The sequence below is a fragment of the Marinobacter sp. LM1 genome, from assembly GCF_042763285.1.
Classification (GTDB): domain Bacteria; phylum Pseudomonadota; class Gammaproteobacteria; order Pseudomonadales; family Oleiphilaceae; genus Marinobacter; species Marinobacter nauticus.
In genome coordinates this window covers 2844008-2861148 of sequence record NZ_CP114373.1, presented here as the reverse complement: position 1 = coordinate 2861148, position 17141 = coordinate 2844008, and the positions used below count along the sequence as shown (strand labels likewise).

Below are 17141 nucleotides of genomic sequence, written 5' to 3'. Positions count from 1 at the left end.
GCGCAGCCACATGTCGCTCAGCAACTTCGTTTTTTGTGTTGCTTGAGGGATCTGCGTGACTGAACTGCTGCAAGGCACTGTTTTATCGAACACCGCCTTTCGGGCGATGGAGATTGTTCCACTGCCGAAAGCTCCCAACGAGCGATCGCGCATCGGCGAGGAACTCCAGCCTATCGGTACCTATGCCGGCATTATTCCCTATTTCGGGACAATGGAAGATGTTGAAGTGCTCCAGGAGCACGAACAGTCAGATCCCGAGTTCGGGTCCAAAGATTGGTGCTGGGACTACCAAAGGATTCGATTTTTGAATGACAAATTGGGACTCAAGGTTTTAGTCCTTGCATTGCCGGTCATATGGGTTTTTTTCCTATGGTTCAGCGGTATAGCGTTAGTCGGTTGGGGAATTATTGAGGCAAATAACAACTTAGATATTGCATCCGAGATTCTGGTCTTTATTGGTGGGCTTCTTTCGCTAATGTGGATTGCGTTTGCGATTTGGGTAACTCCGGTTACCACTAACTGGCTCATGAGCACCGGGATGGGATTTGTGCTCAAGCCCTTTGAAAAAGCGATCAACAAGAAACTGGACGACATCCTCGAGGACGGTTGTAGTGAGTTTAACCGAGCCACCGGGCTGGTTCGCCTGGCTCTCGGGCAAGGCCGGTTTTTCGAAGCCCCGTTCGTGGAATTCGATGCTTATGTGGATCGAGTGATCCAGCAAAGCGGTGTGTTCTATCGGCTCATTTTTGTGCATCGCTATACACAAAAGTCATTCCATAAAACGGCTTTCAGTACCATCGAATCCAGCAAATCAGAGGTCCTGGCACTTTGGGATGTACTTCAGACCTACATGGATGTGACGCAGCCCCTGCCAGATGTACCACGGCTGGAACCATTCCGACACCTGGATCCGGTCACCGCTGAACACGACCTGCGCAGCGGTCGCAACCCTCGCTTCTGGCGCGATCTGGATTTGGAAGCCTGGAAGGAAGGGGAGGGCAAGGACTGGCTGAAGCGGCAGGAGGAATATCCCTGGAATAAGCGCAAGTGCCGGCTCACGCCGCAACTCGGTAAGATCTCGATGGCGGAATACCGAGAACTACGTCCGGCCGATGCATGGCCGATTTGATAACACGCTCGATTCTGTAATGGCTGGACCGAAAACCGGCGCCATTACAGAATCGAAGTCACTTTACCAGCTCCCCACATTCTCCATACTCGCCCAAGGCTCCCGTGCTGGGAGCGCATCGCCTTTCTGCAGCAACTCAATGGAAATCCCGTCCGGCGTCTTGATGAACGCCATATGGCCATCCCGGGGTGGGCGATTGATGGTGACGCCACTGGCCTGAAGTTTCTCGCACAGGGCGTAGATATCGTCCACCCGGTAGGCCAGATGGCCGAAGTTGCGGCCGCCGGTGTATTCCTCTGGGTCCCAGTTGTAGGTCAGTTCGATCATGGGCGCCTTGTCTTCCCGGGCCCGCGCTTCGTCTTCCGGGGCGGCGAGGAACACCAGGGTGAAGCGGCCTTTTCCGTTGCTCTTACGGCTGATTTCTACCATACCCAGCAAATCGCAGAAGAAGTGCAGCGTGTCGTCCAGGTTGCTCACCCGGATCATGGTGTGCAGGTATTGCATAAGGTACTCCTTGGCTGGCCAGGTTCTGAATTGTGTCCCCCACAGTTTACGGTATTCTTCGGCTATGACTAAAAACGAGATTACCGAGACGTTGCTGGCGTTCGAGGTGCCGGCGGTCCGGCACCTGGCCTGGTTGTGTCTGTCGCCTCAGCTGTTAAAGCATGAGCTCAGTTTCGATCCTGCCGCCCATCTGCCCCCGGAATTCCTGGAGACGTTGAAACGGTGGGAGCGGAACCCTGATACCCTGCCTGTTCGGTTGACGGAAACGCCGGAGCGTCGGCTTGGCCACTATTTCGAGCGCCTGTATGAGGTGTTACTGCGGGATCTGTTGGGTTGGGACATTGTACTGCAGAATCAGCAGGTTCAGGCCGAGGGGCGAACGCTGGGTGAGCTGGATTTTCTGGTTCGCAACCGGTGCTCCGGCCAACTGGAGCACCACGAAATTGCCATCAAGTTCTATCTCGGCTTCGTAACCGAGGCAAATCAGGTCCGGTGGTACGGACCCAATGCCCGGGATCGGCTGGATCTGAAAACTGAGCGCCTGCTGAATCACCAAAGCCGCTTGTGCCAGCGACCAGAAACCCAGGGCTTGCTGGCCAGTGTTGGTGTCTGCGAAACGGTAACGCCACGAATTTTCATGCCAGGCTATCTGTTCTATCCGGTTGCTCAAACGCTGCCTGAAGCGCCGGCACAGGTGCCGAGGGAGCATCTGAAAGGTTACTGGATGAGGCTTGATCAGGCCCGGCAGGAGAATATCTCTGGCTGGGTGCCCCTGTTCAAGCCGGACTGGATCGGCCCCTGGGCTCAATCGGCTGCGCCGGATACAGCATTGGCGAGGGCGGCGCTTGATCGGGTGGAGAGCGCCGGGATCCCCCAGATGTTTGCCGTTTTGAACAGGCGGCCGGAATCCGATCGCTGGGTAGAGGCCAGTCGGGTGTTCGTTATGCCGCCTCAGTGGCCGGGTGCGGGCGCCTAAGACCATTGTAGGGGCTGTTCGGTTCACAGAAACGGGCGTTGGTCGTTGTCACATTCGTGACACGGTTCTAGAATTCCGGGCTGTTCAGGTGGCATCAGGACGATGCCCGTAAGCCAAGGAAGGAGATGCCCCGATGGAAGATTGGCAAGGATGTCTGTCTCCGGAGTGTCAGACCGCGCTGTTGATGGCCCGAGAAAATGTTGGGCGCCGGGGCGGTTCTGTGATTACTGCCGAAGATTTTCTGCTGGCATTGCTCGATGCCATCCCCGCGATTCCCCCGTTTTTGCAACGCCAGAGTATCGATCTGGACGAACTCGTTCGCACCATTCAGGGTGAGCAGCCCATCGTGACCGAGGTGGTCGGAGACGGTGATCTGTCCTCCCAGCTGATCTATTGGATTGCCTCTGCCCGCGAGTCGGCCGAGGCCCCCTGGCTCGATTGGCCGGTGCTTCTGAAAGCCCTGACGTCCCAGTGTGAACGGCTTCAGGATAAAGCCTACGTAGCTGTTCTCGAGCTTGTGACCTACTGGCCCTCGGCACATGACGTGCCTGTGCCCACCTCCGATGCTCGTTTCGTTGCGCCGGTATCGATTGCTGAACCAGAATGGCTCGCGCTGGCGGAAGATGTTGCGGTTGCCCTGGCGGCCAATCCTGAAGCACTGATTTGGGTTCGTGGGCCGAGGGGTGCCGGCAAGTCGGCCTGGCTGCACTCGCTCCTGAGCACTCCCGGCCTGGCCTGGGTTCAGGTTGATCCTCGCCGGGAGTCCGAAGTGCTGGCCTGCGATCAACCGGTTTTGCCGTCAGGTGATTCGTCCTCTGAGCATTGGCCTGCGCTGGTATTGGACAATGTCAGCCCCGCCGATTTGCTGACGTTGATAGCCGAGCCGCTGGGCCTGATCCGGGATCTGGTTTCCGGCTGGTCTGGGCCAATCCTGCTGATTGGTCGTGATTCGATGACGGATTCCAGCGGTGTCGTTCGGTTGGGTCAGTTGCTGGGTCGTGAACCCGAGGTTCTGGAGTTGCCTCCAGTGAGCGTCCGTCAGCGGAGGGCGGTACTCACCGCACATCAACCGGCAATCGAAAAGCGTTGGAATATCCAGGTTTCCCAGGCGGCTCTCGAATATGCGGCTTCCCGACAAAGCAGCTGTGTCAGCACTCCTGGTGGTATGCTGCAGTGGGTACGGCGAGCCGCCGCCCGGCTGGATTTGTTTGCCAGTCGTGGCTCGGTGTCGGCAGCGGCACTGGAAGGCGAAAAAGAGGTGTGGCACCGGCAGTCTCTGGTTGCACTGGCGCGGGGAGAAGATTGCCATCTCGCGGAGCAGAAAGCCGAGGTCCTGATGATTGAACAGGCGGCGGCGGATGTTCTCTGGCACGAGCGCAAGCGGGCCGGCACGCTGCGACGATTGCTGGTGGACGATCTGCGCGAGGAACTGGAGCGATGGGTTGCAGCGAGGCCCGGGCCGGTTCACTATGTGCGACATTGCGAACAACTGCAGGGAGAATCCTTGGGTGCAGGATCTGGAAATCTACATTCGTGACCTTGAACCGGCCGCGGTCTCCAACTGGCTGGAAGGCCAACTGGACGAATTACAGCTGGACGATACCGACGTCAGTTCGGTGGTGAAGGGCATGGCCAGATATAGCGGCGCGCGGGTGCGCATCACGCTGTATCCGGGCGCTTTCGGCAAGCGTTTCACTTCACTGGTGATGGAAGGCGATGAGCTGCCCTGGAACAGCGACCTGGATTGCGCCCGCAGTGCCTGGCGGGCAATGGATACTGAAATCCGCTGCAGCCCGGGAGACTGGAAAGAAGGGGACCCGGTGGAGGACGATAAGTGGTGGCGGCTGGATCATCGCGGCGAGCAGTTGGTGGTCTGGAACTGACAGCCACAAGGTTTTCGGCTTGAAACAAAAAAGCAGCCCCGAGAGGCTGCTTTTTTATTGGCGCGTGCGGGAGCTGTCTCAGTCGCTCAGGATAGACACGTTGTCTGCCTGCAGGCCTTTGTCTGCCTCAACCACGTTAAAGCGCACCAGTTGGCCCTGGCGAAGCACGCGGCGACCACGGCCACGGATGGCGCGGAAGTGCACAAAGATCTCGTCGCCACTGTCACGAACGATAAAGCCGAAGCCTTTCTTGACGTTGAACCACTTGACGGTGCCTTCCTCGTTACCTTCAGGAGTGCTGTCGTCAAAATCGTCTTCTTCGTCGTCATACTGATTGCTGGGCTGGGCACTGCGAGGTGCTGCTTTGCGAGCGGTTGAGTTCTGCGCGGCAGGTTGCTTGCCGGCGAGTGCAATCGCAACAAAGGCGGCAACGGCAAAGACAACAAACGCGAACAGATAGGCCGCTACGCCACCCTGGCTACCCAGAGCTTCCAGGCCCTGGCCCATTGCCAGGATTTTCAGGGGTTCCGGAGTGGTGGTAAGCAGAAGGCCGAGTACAAACGGTGCCGGAATCGCGATCAGAATGGCAACAAGGATCGCTTTGGCTGGATTACGCATTGGTTGGTTATTCTCCATGGTTTAACACTGACGATAAAAAGCCGGACATCGGGTAACATGGCATGTCTGGCCGGTGAACGCCGCCAACCCCGGGAAAACTGATTATCCCGGGCGCAGGCGGTAAAAGGCGGCATGATACCAGATTACAGAAAGGGCTGACCAAACCTCATGAGCAAAAACTCCCTGGAAGAACGACTGGCAGAACTGGAAATGCGACTTGCGTTCCAGGATGAGCTGATCAACACGTTGAGTGATCAGGTCGCCAAGCAGGAGATGGACATTCGGGAACTGTGGGACGCCAAGAAAATGCTGCACAAGCAACTCAAGGATATCTCGCCGTCCAATATCCGGCGGGAAGAAGAGGAAACACCCCCGCCGCATTATTGATCAGAGGCTCATTGTGAGCCTCTGGTTCGATGCCTTAGGCCAGCAGCTCGACCAGAATCTGTTCGTAGATCTCGGATAGTGTGTCCAGGTCCTCAGCCTTCACACACTCGTCCACCTTGTGAATGGTGGCGTTGATCGGGCCAAGTTCGACCACCTGGGCACCGGTGGGCGCAATGAAGCGACCGTCTGAGGTGCCGCCGGACGTAGACAGTTCTGTCTCACGGCCAGTCACGGTTCGAATGGCATTCTGTGCGGCCGATACCAGCGCGCCTTTGTCGGTCAGGAATGGCCGGCCACTGAGGTGCCATTGCAGATCGTATTTCAGGTTGTGCCGGTCCAGGATAGCGACCACTCTCTCTTCCAGGCTTTCCGCGGTGTTCTCGGTGCAGTAACGGAAGTTGAAGTGCACCAGGCACTCCCCGGGCACAATATTGCTGCCGACGCCGGCCTCGACACGAGTTATCTGGAAGGTGGTAGGCGGGAAGAAGTCGTTGCCGTTGTCCCAGAATTCCTTGGCCAACGCGTCCAGTGCCGGTGCAACGTTGTGGACGGCATTCTCGGCCAGATGCGGGTAGGCCACGTGGCCCTGAACGCCGCGAACGGTGAGGTATCCGTGAAGGGAGCCGCGCCGGCCATTCTTGATGACATCCCCTAACTGGTGGGTGCTGGACGGTTCGCCAATCAGGCACCAGTCCATTTTCTCATTGCGGGCTTCGAGGGTTTCCACCACTTTTACGGTGCCATCCTGGGCCGGGCCTTCCTCATCGCTGGTGATCAGCAGGGCAATCGAGCCCCGATGATTCGGGTGGTTAGCCACAAATCGTTCACAGGCGGTGATGAAGGCCGCCAGGCTTCCCTTCATGTCCGCTGCGCCCCGACCGTGCAGGTAGCCGTCCTTGATGATCGGGTCAAACGGCGGGTGCGCCCAGTTTTTCTCGGGGCCGGTGGGTACCACATCGGTGTGGCCGGCAAATGCCAGAACCGGCCCATTGTTGCCCTTTCTTGCCCACAGGTTGTCGGTTTCGCCAAAGCGCAGGTTTTCCCCACTGAAACCCAGCGGCGCCAGGCGTGACATCATGAGTTCCTGGCAGCCCGCGTCGTCCGGCGTTACGGATTGGCGGCGGATAAGGTCCTTGGCAAGTTCCAGGGTGGGGGAGAGCGACATAGGGAAACCTGTTCGATAAGGAAAGAGTAGAGGGAATAACACCACAGAACCCCCGGTGTCGGTGGGTTCTGTGGCGGGCTACAGCCTTAGTTGTTGGCGTGCAGTTCTTCGTTCAGTTCAATGGCGGTCTTGTTGGTTTTGCACTCAACCGCACCGGTCTGGCTATTGCGACGGAACAGCAGATCGTTTTTGCTGGCCAGATCGCGGGCTTTCACCACTTCCACCAGTTTGTTGTGGTCATCCAGCAGGGCCACCTTGGTGCCTGAGGTGATGTACAGGCCAGCTTCAACGGTGCAGCGATCGCCCAGCGGGATGCCGATGCCGGCATTGGCGCCCAGCAGGCAGTTCTCGCCCACGGAAATAATGATGTTGCCGCCGCCGGAAAGCGTGCCCATGGTGGAACAGCCGCCGCCCAGATCGGAGCCTTTACCGATCATAACGCCTGCGGAGATGCGCCCTTCGATCATGCTGGTGCCTTCGGTACCGGCGTTGAAGTTGATAAAGCCTTCATGCATGACGGTGGTACCTTCGCCTACGTAGGCCCCCAGACGTACCCTGGCGGTGTCGGCAATACGTACACCCTTGGGCACTACGTAATCCGTCATCTGCGGGAATTTGTCGACCGACTTCACTTCCAGAATACGGCCATCCAGGCGTGCCTGCAGTTGCCGCTCCGGCAGTTCATTCAGGTCAATGGCGCCTTCGTTGGTCCAGGCCAGGTTGGGCAGCAGGCCAAAAATGCCGTCCAGCTTCAGGCTGTGGGGCTTGGCCAGGCGGTGTGAGATCAGGTGCAGTTTCAGGTACACCTCCGGCGTGCTGGAAGCGGTATCGTCCGTTGCCAGTACGGTGACTACCACGGGGCGCTTGCTCTCAGCCGCTTTCTCGGCCAGTTTGGCCTGGTCTGTCCGGCCCAGTTGGCGAAGGGCGTTGGCAAACTGTGCCAGTTGTTCTGCTTTCACGCTGATGGCCTGGTTGCCACCCTTATAGTCCAGCGCAGACTCAACCACGTCGATCAGGTCTCTGTCGGGTGTCATGATCGGCTGCTGGTAGTACACCTCCAGCCATTCGCCCTGGTTGTTCTGGGTGCCGATTCCGATACCGAATGCAAAACTCATCTGGTGGTTGCTCCTGTTGTCATTAAATAGTCAGAAAAATTCAGCCCAGCCACGCAGACCAGTCGTCTGCGTTGAACCCCACGCTTACGCCGTCTCCGCGCTCGACGACAGGGCGTTTGATGATGGAGGGGTTGTCCAGCATGATCTGGTGGGCACTTTGGGCGCTAATGGTATCACGAACCTCGTCGGGAAGTTTTCGCCAGGTGGTCCCGCGTTTGTTCAGGAGCGTTTCCCAGCCAACGGCCTGCTCCCACTGGCTGAGCTTCTCGCTGCTCAGGCCGTCTTTCTTGAAATCATGGAACTCATAGTCCACGCCGTGTTCATCCAGCCACTTCCGGGCCTTTTTGACGGTGTCGCAGTTGCGGATGCCATATAACTTCATTGTTCAAAACCTTTTACAAACTCAACGATACGTTTCGCGGCCTCAACGCATTCCTCCAAGGGAGCCACCAGTGCCATGCGCACGCGGTTTTCACCCGGGTTGTGGCCGTTTACCGTGCGCGACAGATATCGGCCCGGCAATACGTGTACGTTCTGTCGGGCGGACAGCTCCCGGGCGAATGTTTCGTCGTCCATGGGCGTCTCCGGCCAGAGGTAGAAGCCGGCATCCGGGAAGTCGACGTTCATCACTTCGCGCAGAATGGGCACGACTGCCTCGAACTTGGCCCGGTAGGCGGCCCGATTTTCGCGCACATGGTCCTCATCCTTCCAGGCGGCGATGCTGGCCAATTGGTTATGTATGGGCATGGCGCAGCCGTGGTAGGTGCGGTATTTCAGGTAGCCTGCCAGCACCTCGGCGTCGCCGGCCACAAAGCCGGACCGCAGGCCCGGCAGGTTGCTGCGTTTGGACAGGCTGTGGAACACCACACAGCGCTTGAAATCGTGGCGGCCGATGGCGGCGCAAGTTTGCAGCAAGCCTTCCGGCGGGTTGGCTTCGTCCGGGTAGAGCTCTGAATAGCACTCGTCCGAGGCAATCAGGAAATCGTGCTGGTCGGCCAGTTCAATCACTTTTACCAGGGTTTCCCTCGGAATCACCGCTCCACTCGGATTGCCGGGCGAGCACAGGAACAGGATCTGGCAGTTCTTCCAGACCGACTCGGGCACGGCGTCGAAGTCCGGGATGAAGCCATTGCCGCCATCGCAGGGCAGATAAACCGGTGTGGCGCCGGCCAGGAAGGCTGCGCCTTCGTAGATCTGATAGAAAGGATTGGGGCTGACCACGGTGGCGGGTTTGCCAGCATCCACAACCGCCTGAACCAGGGCGAAGATGGCTTCGCGGGTTCCGTTTACGGGCACCACGTGGCGGTTCGGATCTAATGACGCCGGTGCAAGATCAAACCGGTGGGTTGCCCATGCGGCAATCGCGCTACGAAGTTCGTCCGTGCCTTTGGTCGTGGGGTAATTCGCCAGTTTATCCAGATTATCGGCAATAACGTCCTTTACGAAGGCTGGCGATGGGTGCTTGGGCTCACCAATTCCCAGGGAGATGGGCGCCAGATGTTCTGGCACCGAAATGCCGGCCTTCAGTTTGGCCAGTTTCTCGAAGGGATAGGGGTGAAGTCTTTCCAGATTGGGGTTCATTGAATCTCGTCCAGCATTTTACAGAGGTCCTGTTGCAGGGCCTGGCACACGCCCGGGTCGCGCAGGGGTTCGCCCTGTTCGTCGGTGATGAAGAACACGTCTTCAACCCGCTCTCCCAGCGTGGCAATCTTGGCGTTGGTCAGCCGCACCCGATGTTCCAGCAACACCTGGCCAATCCGCGCCAGCAGACCGGGGCGGTCCGGTGTGATCAGTTCCATCACCGTGCGCTGATTGATGGTGTCGTTGGAGAAGGTCACCTCGGTCGGGAACGCAAAGTGTTTCAACTGCCTTGGCGTTCTGCGATGGATGATGTCCGGATAGTCTTCCGGGTCGTCCAGTTCTTCAATCAGTCGCTTGCGTACGCGCTCCTTCCGGGCCGGGTCGATACCCAGCGGCTGGCCCTTGTCATCCAGAACCACATAGGAGCTGATGGAATAGGGGCCTTCGGTGGAATTGATGCGGGCATCCACAATGTTCAGGTTCAACTGCTCCAGAACAGCGGTGGTGGCGGCAAACAGGGCGACGCGATCTTTCATGTAGATGATGATCTGGGAATAGCCGTCAGTCGGGCCACCCCGGGTGTCCCGGATCAGCACCAGAGGATCCGGGTTGTCGCCGTGGCGAATGATGGCGGCTGTTTGCCAGGCGATATCGACAGTGGAATCCTGCAGGAAGTATTCGTCGTCCACGGTATTCCAGATCTGGTCGATCTGTTCGTCGGTCATGTTCTGGGCGTGGAGGATTTCCCTGGCTTCCTCCTGGGTGGCCCGGATCCAGGACTGCCGGTCTACCGGATTGTCAGTGCCGCGGCGCAGAGCCCGTTTGGTTTCTATATAAAGCTGGCGCAACAACGACGCGCGCCAGGTGTTCCACAGTTTGGGATTGGTGGCACTGATATCGCAAACCGTGAGGATGTAGAGATAGTCCAGGTGGGCGAGGCTGGGTACCGCGCGGGCAAAGGCCTGAATGATGTCCGGGTCGGAAATATCCTTGCGCTGCGCGGTCATCGACATTAGCAGGTGGTTTTCCACCAGCCAAGACACCAGCTGGGTGTCCCGTTCACTGAGATGGTGCCGCTCGCAAAAGGCTTCGGCATCAATGGCGCCAAGCTCGGAATGGTCGCCGCCCCGGCCTTTTGCCACGTCGTGGTAGAGGCCGGCAATAAACAGGGTTTCCAGTTTCGGCAGCCGGTGGATCAGACGGGAGGCCAGGGGGTATTCGGTTCGGGCCTCGGTGCTGTTGAGCCTCACCATATTACGGATCACCCGCATGGTGTGGGCGTCTACCGTATAGATATGGAAAAGGTCGTGTTGCATCTGCCCGATGATCTGGCCGAACTCCGGCAGGTAGCGGCCCAGCACGTTGTACTTCTTCATGGCCGACAGAGTCTGGTCCAGGGCATGGGGCGTGCGTAGCAGCTCCATAAACAGCGTAGTGACGGCCAGGTCAGACCGGAACGCGTCATCAATCAGATGCCTGTGGGCCCGGAGTGAGCGAATCGTGGTGGCCCGGATACCTTTGATCTCCGGGTGTTGCGCCATCAGCACGAAGATTTCCATGATCGCGTACGGGGCGTAGGCGAACACCTGATTGTTCACCGCTTCAATGTAAAGGTTGCGAACCTGGAAACGTTTGTTCAGGGGGCGAATTTCATCTTCGCCGCCGCTGCCAATGATGGCTTCGTCATAATACTGCAGGATCACGTCGGCCAGCTCCGCCAGTGCAAGCACAGTGCGGTAGTACTGCTGCATCATCAGTTCCACACCCAGGCGTTTGCCTTCGTCCTGGTACCCGAGCATTTGCGCCAGCGCTCGCTGGTGGTCAAACAGCAGGCGATTTTCGTTGCGGTCGGCCAGTAATTGAAGACCAAAGCGGAGCTGCCAGAGGAAGGTCTCTCCCTGATACAGAATCTGATGCTCTTCTTCGGTCAGGATGCTGAAGCGGGTGAGGTCGGCAATATTCTGCAGGCCGAAATGGCGTTTGGTGATCCAGCCGATGGTCTGGATATCTCGAAGGGCGCCCGGTGAGCCTTTGACGTTGGGCTCCAGGTTATATTCGGTGTCGCCGTATTTCTTGTGGCGCTGCTGCTGCTCTTCCCGTTTGGCGAGGAAGTAGTCCCGGTCCGAACTGACGTCGTCTGAATACACCTGCTCACTGAGTTGGGCTCGCAATCCATCCGGGCCTGCGATGGTGCGTGTTTCCAGCAGGTTGGTCAGGATAGTGATATCTTCCCGGGCGGCCTGAATGGATTCCGCCAGGCTGCGAACGCTGTGGCCAATATCGAGTTTCAGATCCCAGAGCAGGGTAACAAACGCGCCCAGGTCTTCCTGCCAGTCTTCTTCTATGCCGTTGCGGGTAAGAATCAGCAGGTCAATATCGGAATGGGGGTGCAGCTCGCCTCGGCCATAACCCCCGACGGCCACCAGCGCAATGTCAGCGGAGCGGGAAAATGGGTACCGGTTCCAGATCAGTCGGAGTACCTTGTCGATGGTGTTGGCCCTGGCATGAACCAGGGCCCGGACATCGGCGCCTTGCCGAAATGCCTCGGCATCAGCGTTGTAGCTTTCCCGCAACAGTTCGCGTGCGGCAAACACCGGTGAGGTGTCGTTACTGATGCGGGATTCCAGCTCGCTTCGGTCCACTTAGAACGACTCTTCCGATCGGCGGGTGAGCACCTCATAGCCATCGGAGGTTACCAGAATGGTGTGCTCCCACTGTGCCGACAGTTTGTGATCCTTGGTGACTACTGTCCAGCCATCTGCCAGTAACTTGGTCTGGTATTTGCCCTGGTTGATCATCGGCTCGATGGTAAAGGTCATGCCTTCTTTGAGTTCCATGCCGGTGCCGGGCTTGCCGTAGTGCATTACCTGGGGCTCCTCGTGAAACACTTTGCCAATGCCGTGGCCGCAATAGTCTCTGACAACGGAGTAACGGTGTTTCTCGGCATACTGCTGTATTACGTGGCCAATATCACCCAGACGGGTTCCGGGTTTCACCAGTTCAATGCCTTTATATAGGCACTCCTGGGTGATCTGGATCAGGCGTTCGGTGCCGGGCTTGGGCTTACCCACAATCCACATCTTGCTGGTGTCGCCGTGGTAACTGTCTTTGATGATAGTGACATCAATATTGATGATGTCGCCTTCCTTCAGCACCTTCTTCTCGGACGGGATGCCGTGACAGATTACGTGGTTGACAGATGTGCAGATAGACTTGGGGAAGCCCTTGTAGTTCAGGGGCGCGGGAATTGCCTGCTGTGTGTTGACGATATAGTCGTGCGCAATACGATCCAGCTCTTCCGTGGTGATGCCGGGTTTGACATGTTCGTCGAGCATTTCCAGAACTTCGGCAGCCAGGCGACCGGCCACGCGCATCTTTTCAATCTCTTCGGGGGTCTTGATAGTTACCTGCATCGGGCTTCCTGTTGATTTGTATCAAACCGGCATTTTAAGGGGCGGCGACATAAGGTACAAGGCGGGGAGCAGGCTATGCTGGCCATAGTCCGGGGCTAAAAATAATGGCGTTTGGCCTGGCAGATATGGTATAAACGCGCCCGCCGGAAACGAATCCGGCAAATTCACACACGTGTCAGCACGTTGTCCCAGGGTGCCGGCTCCTGTTTAAAGGAGGCTGGTTGGGGCAATCGGACGCGTGGAGGACTAACCCGAAGCTAAAAGGTAAATATCATGGCTCAGGTAAATATGCGTGACCTGCTCAAGGCAGGTGCTCACTTCGGTCACCAGACTCGCTACTGGAACCCGAAAATGTCGAAGTTCATCTTCGGCGCCCGTAACAAGATTCATATCATCAACCTGGAGCAGACTGTTCCGGCCATGAATGAAGCGCTGAACTTCATTCAGTCTCTGGCTGAGAACAAGAACAAGATCCTGTTTGTTGGTACCAAGCGCGCGGCTTCCAAGATCATCAAGGAAGAAGCTCAGCGTTCCGGTCAGCCTTACGTTAACCACCGCTGGTTGGGTGGTATGCTGACCAACTACAAGACCATCCGTCAGTCTATCCGTCGCTACCGTGATCTGGAAGCCCAGAGCCAGGACGGTACTTTCGACAAGCTGACCAAGAAAGAAGCCCTTGAGCGTACCCGTGAAATGGACAAGCTCGAGCGCTCCATCGGTGGTATCAAGGATATGGGCGGCCTGCCGGATGCCCTGTTCGTTATCGACGTAGACCACGAGCGTATCGCCATCAAGGAAGCCAACAAGCTGGGTATTCCTGTTATCGGTGTTGTTGATACCAACAGCGATCCCGATGGTGTTGATTACGTGATCCCGGGTAACGATGACGCCATCCGTGCTATCCAGATCTACGTGAAAGCCGTTGCTGATACCTGCATGGAAGCTTCCCAGTCTGCAGGTGCCGGTGCTGACGAGTTTGTTGAAGTCAGCGAAGATGCCGCAGGCGCCGCTCCGGCTGCCGAGTAACATCCAGGCTTAACGTTTGAGTTGTAAGGTATGCCCGCCTGTTTATGCGGGCATATCTCCCCACCGAATTCGGAAAAGACAAGAGGATTGAACATGGCTGCAATTACCGCTGCAATGGTCAAAGAGCTGCGTGAGCGTACCGGCCTTGGCATGATGGAGTGCAAAAAGGCACTGGTTGAAGCTGAAGGCAGTGTTGAAGCTGCAATTGAAGAGCTGCGCAAGTCTTCCGGTCTGAAAGCCGCCAAGAAAGCCGGCCGTACTGCTGCTGAAGGTGTTTCCCTGGTCAAGGTGTCTGACGACAACACCGTGGCGTTCATTCTGGAAGTGAACTCCGAAACTGACTTCGTTGCTCGCGACGACAACTTCATGAACTTCGCCAACGACGTTCTGAATGTTGCTTTCGAAAAAGGCGAAACCGACGTTGCGGCCTTGATGGCTGGCGATCTGGAAGCCAAGCGTGAGGCGCTGGTTCAGAAGATCGGCGAGAACATCACTGTTCGTCGCATCATCAAGGTTGAAGGCCCGGTTGTAGGTGGTTACGTGCACAGCAACAACAAGATCGCTTCTGTTGTTGCCCTGACTGCCGGTAACGAAGAGCTGGCTCGCGATATCGCCATGCACGTTGCTGCTGTTAACCCGCGCGTTGGCAAGCCTGACGACATGCCGGCTGAAGAGCTGGAAAAAGAGAAAGAGATCATCAAGGCCCAGCCGGATATGGAAGGCAAGCCTGCTGAGATCGTTGAAAAGATGATGGGTGGCCGCATCAAGAAGTTCCTGGCTGAAAACAGCCTGGTTGAGCAGCCGTTCGTCAAGAACCCGGACCAGAAAGTGGGTGAGCTGATCAAGTCGGCCGGTGGCGACCTGGTTGGTTTCATTCGCCTGGAAGTGGGTGAAGGCATCGAGAAAGAAGAAGTGGATTTTGCTGCTGAAGTGGCTGCTGCCGCTGGCACAGGCAAGGCCTGATTCCTCTTCGAGGCACTGCCGTGCAATATGGCAGTGCCACCTGAGTCTGCCACGTCAGCCGGGTTCGCCCGGCTTTCGTGGCGGGCTTGTATCTGAGATACCCCTTTTTTGAGGAGTATGTCAGATACAAGCCTGCAACGGGTTTGCGCCGGATAGCCAACAGACGAGAAGGGGACCACCATGCCGACATCTTCGAAAAACCAGCCCAGATACAAGCGTGTTCTGCTCAAGCTCAGTGGCGAAGCCCTGATGGGAGAGCACGATTTCGGTATTGATCCCAAAGTTCTTGATCGTATGGCTCTCGAAATCGGTGCCCTGATTGGCATTGGTGTTCAGGTGGGCCTGGTGATTGGCGGCGGCAACCTGTTTCGCGGAGCAGCCCTCAATGCGGCGGGCCTTGATCGCGTGACCGGAGACCACATGGGGATGCTGGCCACGGTCATGAACGGCCTGGCCATGCGGGACGCGCTGGAGCGTTCCAATATCCGTACCCGCGTGATGTCCGCTATCCCCATGAGTGGTATTGTGGAGCATTATGATCGTCGCCGTGCGGTGCGGGATCTCAAGGAAGGTGATGTGGTCATCTTCAGTGCGGGTACCGGCAACCCGTTCTTCACCACGGATTCGGCGGCCTGCCTGCGAGGCATTGAAATTGAGGCTGACGCAGTGCTGAAGGCAACCAAGGTAGATGGCGTTTACTCGGCTGATCCCCATCTTGATCCTACCGCAGTAAAATACGATCACCTGACCTATGATGAGGTTCTGGACAAGAAGCTGGGCGTGATGGATCTCACGGCCATTTGCCTGGCACGGGATCACGGCATGCCGCTGCGGGTCTTCGACATGAACCGCCCCGGTGTGCTCACGCGCATTGTGACCGGGGAACGGGAAGGCACATTGATTGAATGAATAAGGCTGCCGGCGCCTGAAGTGCCGGCTTCCTGCATGGAACCAGACGAACGAATTGAGGAAGCTGACGTGATTAACGACATCAAAGCTGAAGCCGAAAAGAAAATGAAAAAGAGCCTGGAAGCTCTGCACTCGGCTTTCAATAAAATCCGTACCGGACGTGCCCATCCGGCGATCCTGGACAGCGTAATGGTGAACTACTACGGTCAGGAAACACCGCTGAAGCAGGTGGCCAGCGTGAACGTGGAAGACAACCGGACGCTGACCGTTGCGCCCTGGGAAAAGAATCTGGTGCCCACGATTGAAAAGGCGATCATGACGTCTGACCTTGGCCTGAATCCGGCCACCAGCGGCGACATCATCCGCGTGCCCATGCCGATGCTGACCGAGGAGACCCGTAAAGAAATGGTCAAGCAGGCAAAGGCGGATGCGGAGCACGGTCGGGTGTCTATTCGTAATGCTCGTCGCGATGCCAACCACATGATCAAAGAGCTGGTAAAGGAAAAGGAAATCAGCGAAGACGATCAGCACCGTGGCGAAGATGAAATTCAGAAGCTCACCGACAAATACATCGCCGAAGTTGAAAAGATGTTGAAGTCGAAGGAAGAGGACCTGATGGCGGTTTAAGCGCCCGGGTTCATACAGGAGCAGGATCAGCGGCGGGGGAGTCCCGCCGCACAGAGGATTTCATGACGGCAAAAGTTACCGCAGAAATTCCGGTGGCAGCAGATAACTGCCCCCGGCATGTCGCCATTATCATGGATGGCAATAACCGCTGGGCCAAAGCGCACCGGCTTAAGGGAGTGGCGGGCCACAAGGCCGGGGTGGATGCGGTCAAGGCGGTGGTGGAAACCTGCGCCAAAGAGGGCGTGGAGGTATTGACCCTGTTTGCCTTTTCCAGCGAGAACTGGCGCCGGCCCAAGGACGAAGTATCAGCTCTTATGCGTCTGTTCCTGATCGCATTGGAGCGCGAAGTCCGTAAACTACATCGCAACAATATCCGCCTGCGGATTATCGGTGATCGTTCAGCCTTCAATCCAGCGCTCCAGGAACATATGGAGAAAGCCGAGGCCCTGACCCGTGACAATACCCGGATGACGGTGGTGATTGCGGCCAATTACGGTGGCCATTGGGACATAACCCAGGCGACCCGTAAGGTGGCGGAGCAAGTGAAGGCGGGTCAGCTGGAACCGTCAGATATCACCGATGACCTGATCCAGGAGCACTTGAGCATCGGTGATCTTCCCATGCCGGATCTCCTTATCCGGACAGCAGGCGAACAGCGCATCAGCAATTTCCTGTTATGGCACCTGGCCTACACCGAATTCTACTTTTCCGAGGTGTTCTGGCCGGATTTCAAGCGCGAGCAAATGCTCAGGGCGCTTGATGCCTATGCCCATCGACAGCGCCGTTTCGGTCAGACCGACGACCAGATTGCTGCTCGCGCTGCACAACAATAACGACCAAGCGAC

18 protein-coding genes are annotated in these 17141 nt (G+C 57.3%); 10 read left to right on the top strand and 8 right to left on the bottom strand.

The genetic code is table 11. The features are described from left to right. Positions 1–55 precede the first annotated feature (55 nt). Complete coding sequence (locus OZ656_RS13375; RefSeq protein WP_286715086.1) at positions 56–1129, top strand: hypothetical protein; 1074 nt, start codon at positions 56–58, stop codon at positions 1127–1129. A 63-nt stretch (positions 1130–1192) separates the two neighbouring features. Here OZ656_RS13375 and OZ656_RS13370 read toward each other — a convergent pair whose 3' ends face one another. Further along, positions 1193–1633, bottom strand: coding sequence for a VOC family protein (locus OZ656_RS13370; protein ID WP_286715089.1), 441 nt, complete (start codon positions 1631–1633; stop codon positions 1193–1195). Positions 1634–1697: 64 nt separating this feature from the next. On the opposite strand from OZ656_RS13370, the gene OZ656_RS13365 reads away from it, so the two are divergent. The 3 genes from OZ656_RS13365 (at position 1698) to OZ656_RS13355 (ending at position 4492) form a co-directional block, all read left to right on the top strand. Further along, positions 1698–2609 carry a DUF1853 family protein gene (locus tag OZ656_RS13365; protein WP_379944594.1) on the top strand — a complete coding sequence of 304 codons (912 nt, stop codon included), beginning with the start codon at positions 1698–1700 and terminating at the stop codon, positions 2607–2609. 133 nt (positions 2610–2742) lie between these two features. Next, on the top strand, positions 2743–4146 hold the full coding sequence (locus OZ656_RS13360) for a hypothetical protein (RefSeq protein ID WP_379944593.1): 1404 nt from the start codon (positions 2743–2745) through the stop codon (positions 4144–4146). Continuing rightward, positions 4118–4492 (top strand): hypothetical protein, encoded by a 375-nt coding sequence (locus tag OZ656_RS13355; RefSeq protein ID WP_011786016.1) that lies wholly within the window; start codon positions 4118–4120, stop codon positions 4490–4492. Before OZ656_RS13360 ends, OZ656_RS13355 begins: the two co-directional genes overlap by 29 nt. 78 nt (positions 4493–4570) lie before the next feature. Here the strand turns inward: OZ656_RS13355 and OZ656_RS13350 are convergent, their stop codons facing one another. Beyond that, entirely contained in the window at positions 4571–5110 is a 540-nt protein-coding gene (locus OZ656_RS13350) for a cold-shock protein (protein WP_379944592.1), read from the bottom strand. Positions 5111–5278: 168 nt separating this feature from the next. Between OZ656_RS13350 and OZ656_RS13345 the strand changes: the two genes are divergently transcribed. Continuing rightward, a complete protein-coding gene (locus OZ656_RS13345; protein ID WP_011786014.1) occupies positions 5279–5497 on the top strand; it encodes a SlyX family protein in 219 nt (72 codons plus the stop codon). Positions 5498–5531: 34 nt separating this feature from the next. On the opposite strand, the gene dapE is transcribed toward OZ656_RS13345, so the two are convergent. From dapE to map, 6 genes are all read right to left on the bottom strand, one after another. Next, positions 5532–6662 (bottom strand): succinyl-diaminopimelate desuccinylase, encoded by a 1131-nt coding sequence (gene dapE / locus OZ656_RS13340; protein WP_199451979.1) that lies wholly within the window; start codon positions 6660–6662, stop codon positions 5532–5534. A gap of 86 nt (positions 6663–6748) precedes the next feature. Then, the gene (dapD, locus tag OZ656_RS13335; protein ID WP_022991540.1) at positions 6749–7777 is read right to left on the bottom strand and encodes a 2,3,4,5-tetrahydropyridine-2,6-dicarboxylate N-succinyltransferase; all 1029 of its coding nucleotides are present in this window, start codon (positions 7775–7777) and stop codon (positions 6749–6751) included. A 40-nt stretch (positions 7778–7817) separates the two neighbouring features. Then, complete coding sequence (locus OZ656_RS13330) at positions 7818–8159, bottom strand: ArsC family reductase (protein ID WP_011786011.1); 342 nt, start codon at positions 8157–8159, stop codon at positions 7818–7820. Further along, a complete protein-coding gene (gene dapC, locus OZ656_RS13325) occupies positions 8156–9358 on the bottom strand; it encodes a succinyldiaminopimelate transaminase (RefSeq protein ID WP_199451980.1) in 1203 nt (400 codons plus the stop codon). The genes OZ656_RS13330 and dapC overlap by 4 nt, the downstream gene beginning before the upstream one ends. Continuing rightward, positions 9355–12000, bottom strand: coding sequence for a [protein-PII] uridylyltransferase (locus OZ656_RS13320; RefSeq protein WP_153741594.1), 2646 nt, complete (start codon positions 11998–12000; stop codon positions 9355–9357). Before OZ656_RS13320 ends, dapC begins: the two co-directional genes overlap by 4 nt. Next, positions 12001–12771 (bottom strand): type I methionyl aminopeptidase, encoded by a 771-nt coding sequence (gene map / locus OZ656_RS13315; protein WP_153741593.1) that lies wholly within the window; start codon positions 12769–12771, stop codon positions 12001–12003. Positions 12772–13044: 273 nt separating this feature from the next. Here map and rpsB point away from each other — a divergent pair, with 273 nt between their 5' ends. The 5 genes from rpsB to uppS all read left to right on the top strand — a co-directional run bounded on the left by rpsB (position 13045) and on the right by uppS (position 17129). After that, entirely contained in the window at positions 13045–13797 is a 753-nt protein-coding gene (gene rpsB, locus OZ656_RS13310; RefSeq protein ID WP_222562979.1) for a 30S ribosomal protein S2, read from the top strand. A gap of 93 nt (positions 13798–13890) precedes the next feature. Continuing rightward, positions 13891–14760, top strand: a complete 870-nt coding sequence (gene tsf, locus OZ656_RS13305) for a translation elongation factor Ts (protein ID WP_222562978.1) — start codon at positions 13891–13893, stop codon at positions 14758–14760. 180 nt (positions 14761–14940) lie between these two features. Further along, positions 14941–15669 carry a UMP kinase gene (gene pyrH, locus OZ656_RS13300; RefSeq protein WP_011786005.1) on the top strand — a complete coding sequence of 243 codons (729 nt, stop codon included), beginning with the start codon at positions 14941–14943 and terminating at the stop codon, positions 15667–15669. A gap of 69 nt (positions 15670–15738) precedes the next feature. After that, the gene (gene frr / locus OZ656_RS13295; RefSeq protein WP_031210096.1) at positions 15739–16296 is read left to right on the top strand and encodes a ribosome recycling factor; all 558 of its coding nucleotides are present in this window, start codon (positions 15739–15741) and stop codon (positions 16294–16296) included. 62 nt (positions 16297–16358) lie between these two features. After that, entirely contained in the window at positions 16359–17129 is a 771-nt protein-coding gene (uppS, locus tag OZ656_RS13290; RefSeq protein ID WP_379944589.1) for a polyprenyl diphosphate synthase, read from the top strand. Positions 17130–17141: the final 12 nt, after the last annotated feature.

Excerpts from the sequence above, each read along its gene's own strand:
- OZ656_RS13370 (WP_286715089.1), bottom strand. The coding sequence starts at position 1,633 with ATGCAATACCTGCACACCATGATCCGGGTGAGCAACCTGGACGACACG.
- OZ656_RS13350 (WP_379944592.1), bottom strand. The coding sequence starts at position 5,110 with ATGCGTAATCCAGCCAAAGCGATCCTTGTTGCCATTCTGATCGCGATT.
- OZ656_RS13330 (WP_011786011.1), bottom strand. The coding sequence starts at position 8,159 with ATGAAGTTATATGGCATCCGCAACTGCGACACCGTCAAAAAGGCCCGG.
- OZ656_RS13360 (WP_379944593.1), top strand. The coding sequence starts at position 2,743 with ATGGAAGATTGGCAAGGATGTCTGTCTCCGGAGTGTCAGACCGCGCTG.
- dapC (WP_199451980.1), bottom strand. The coding sequence starts at position 9,358 with ATGAACCCCAATCTGGAAAGACTTCACCCCTATCCCTTCGAGAAACTG.
- OZ656_RS13365 (WP_379944594.1), top strand. The coding sequence starts at position 1,698 with ATGACTAAAAACGAGATTACCGAGACGTTGCTGGCGTTCGAGGTGCCG.
- rpsB (WP_222562979.1), top strand. The coding sequence starts at position 13,045 with ATGGCTCAGGTAAATATGCGTGACCTGCTCAAGGCAGGTGCTCACTTC.
- dapE (WP_199451979.1), bottom strand. The coding sequence starts at position 6,662 with ATGTCGCTCTCCCCCACCCTGGAACTTGCCAAGGACCTTATCCGCCGC.
- OZ656_RS13345 (WP_011786014.1), top strand. The coding sequence starts at position 5,279 with ATGAGCAAAAACTCCCTGGAAGAACGACTGGCAGAACTGGAAATGCGA.
- dapD (WP_022991540.1), bottom strand. The coding sequence starts at position 7,777 with ATGAGTTTTGCATTCGGTATCGGAATCGGCACCCAGAACAACCAGGGC.
- map (WP_153741593.1), bottom strand. The coding sequence starts at position 12,771 with ATGCAGGTAACTATCAAGACCCCCGAAGAGATTGAAAAGATGCGCGTG.
- tsf (WP_222562978.1), top strand. The coding sequence starts at position 13,891 with ATGGCTGCAATTACCGCTGCAATGGTCAAAGAGCTGCGTGAGCGTACC.
- uppS (WP_379944589.1), top strand. The coding sequence starts at position 16,359 with ATGACGGCAAAAGTTACCGCAGAAATTCCGGTGGCAGCAGATAACTGC.
- pyrH (WP_011786005.1), top strand. The coding sequence starts at position 14,941 with ATGCCGACATCTTCGAAAAACCAGCCCAGATACAAGCGTGTTCTGCTC.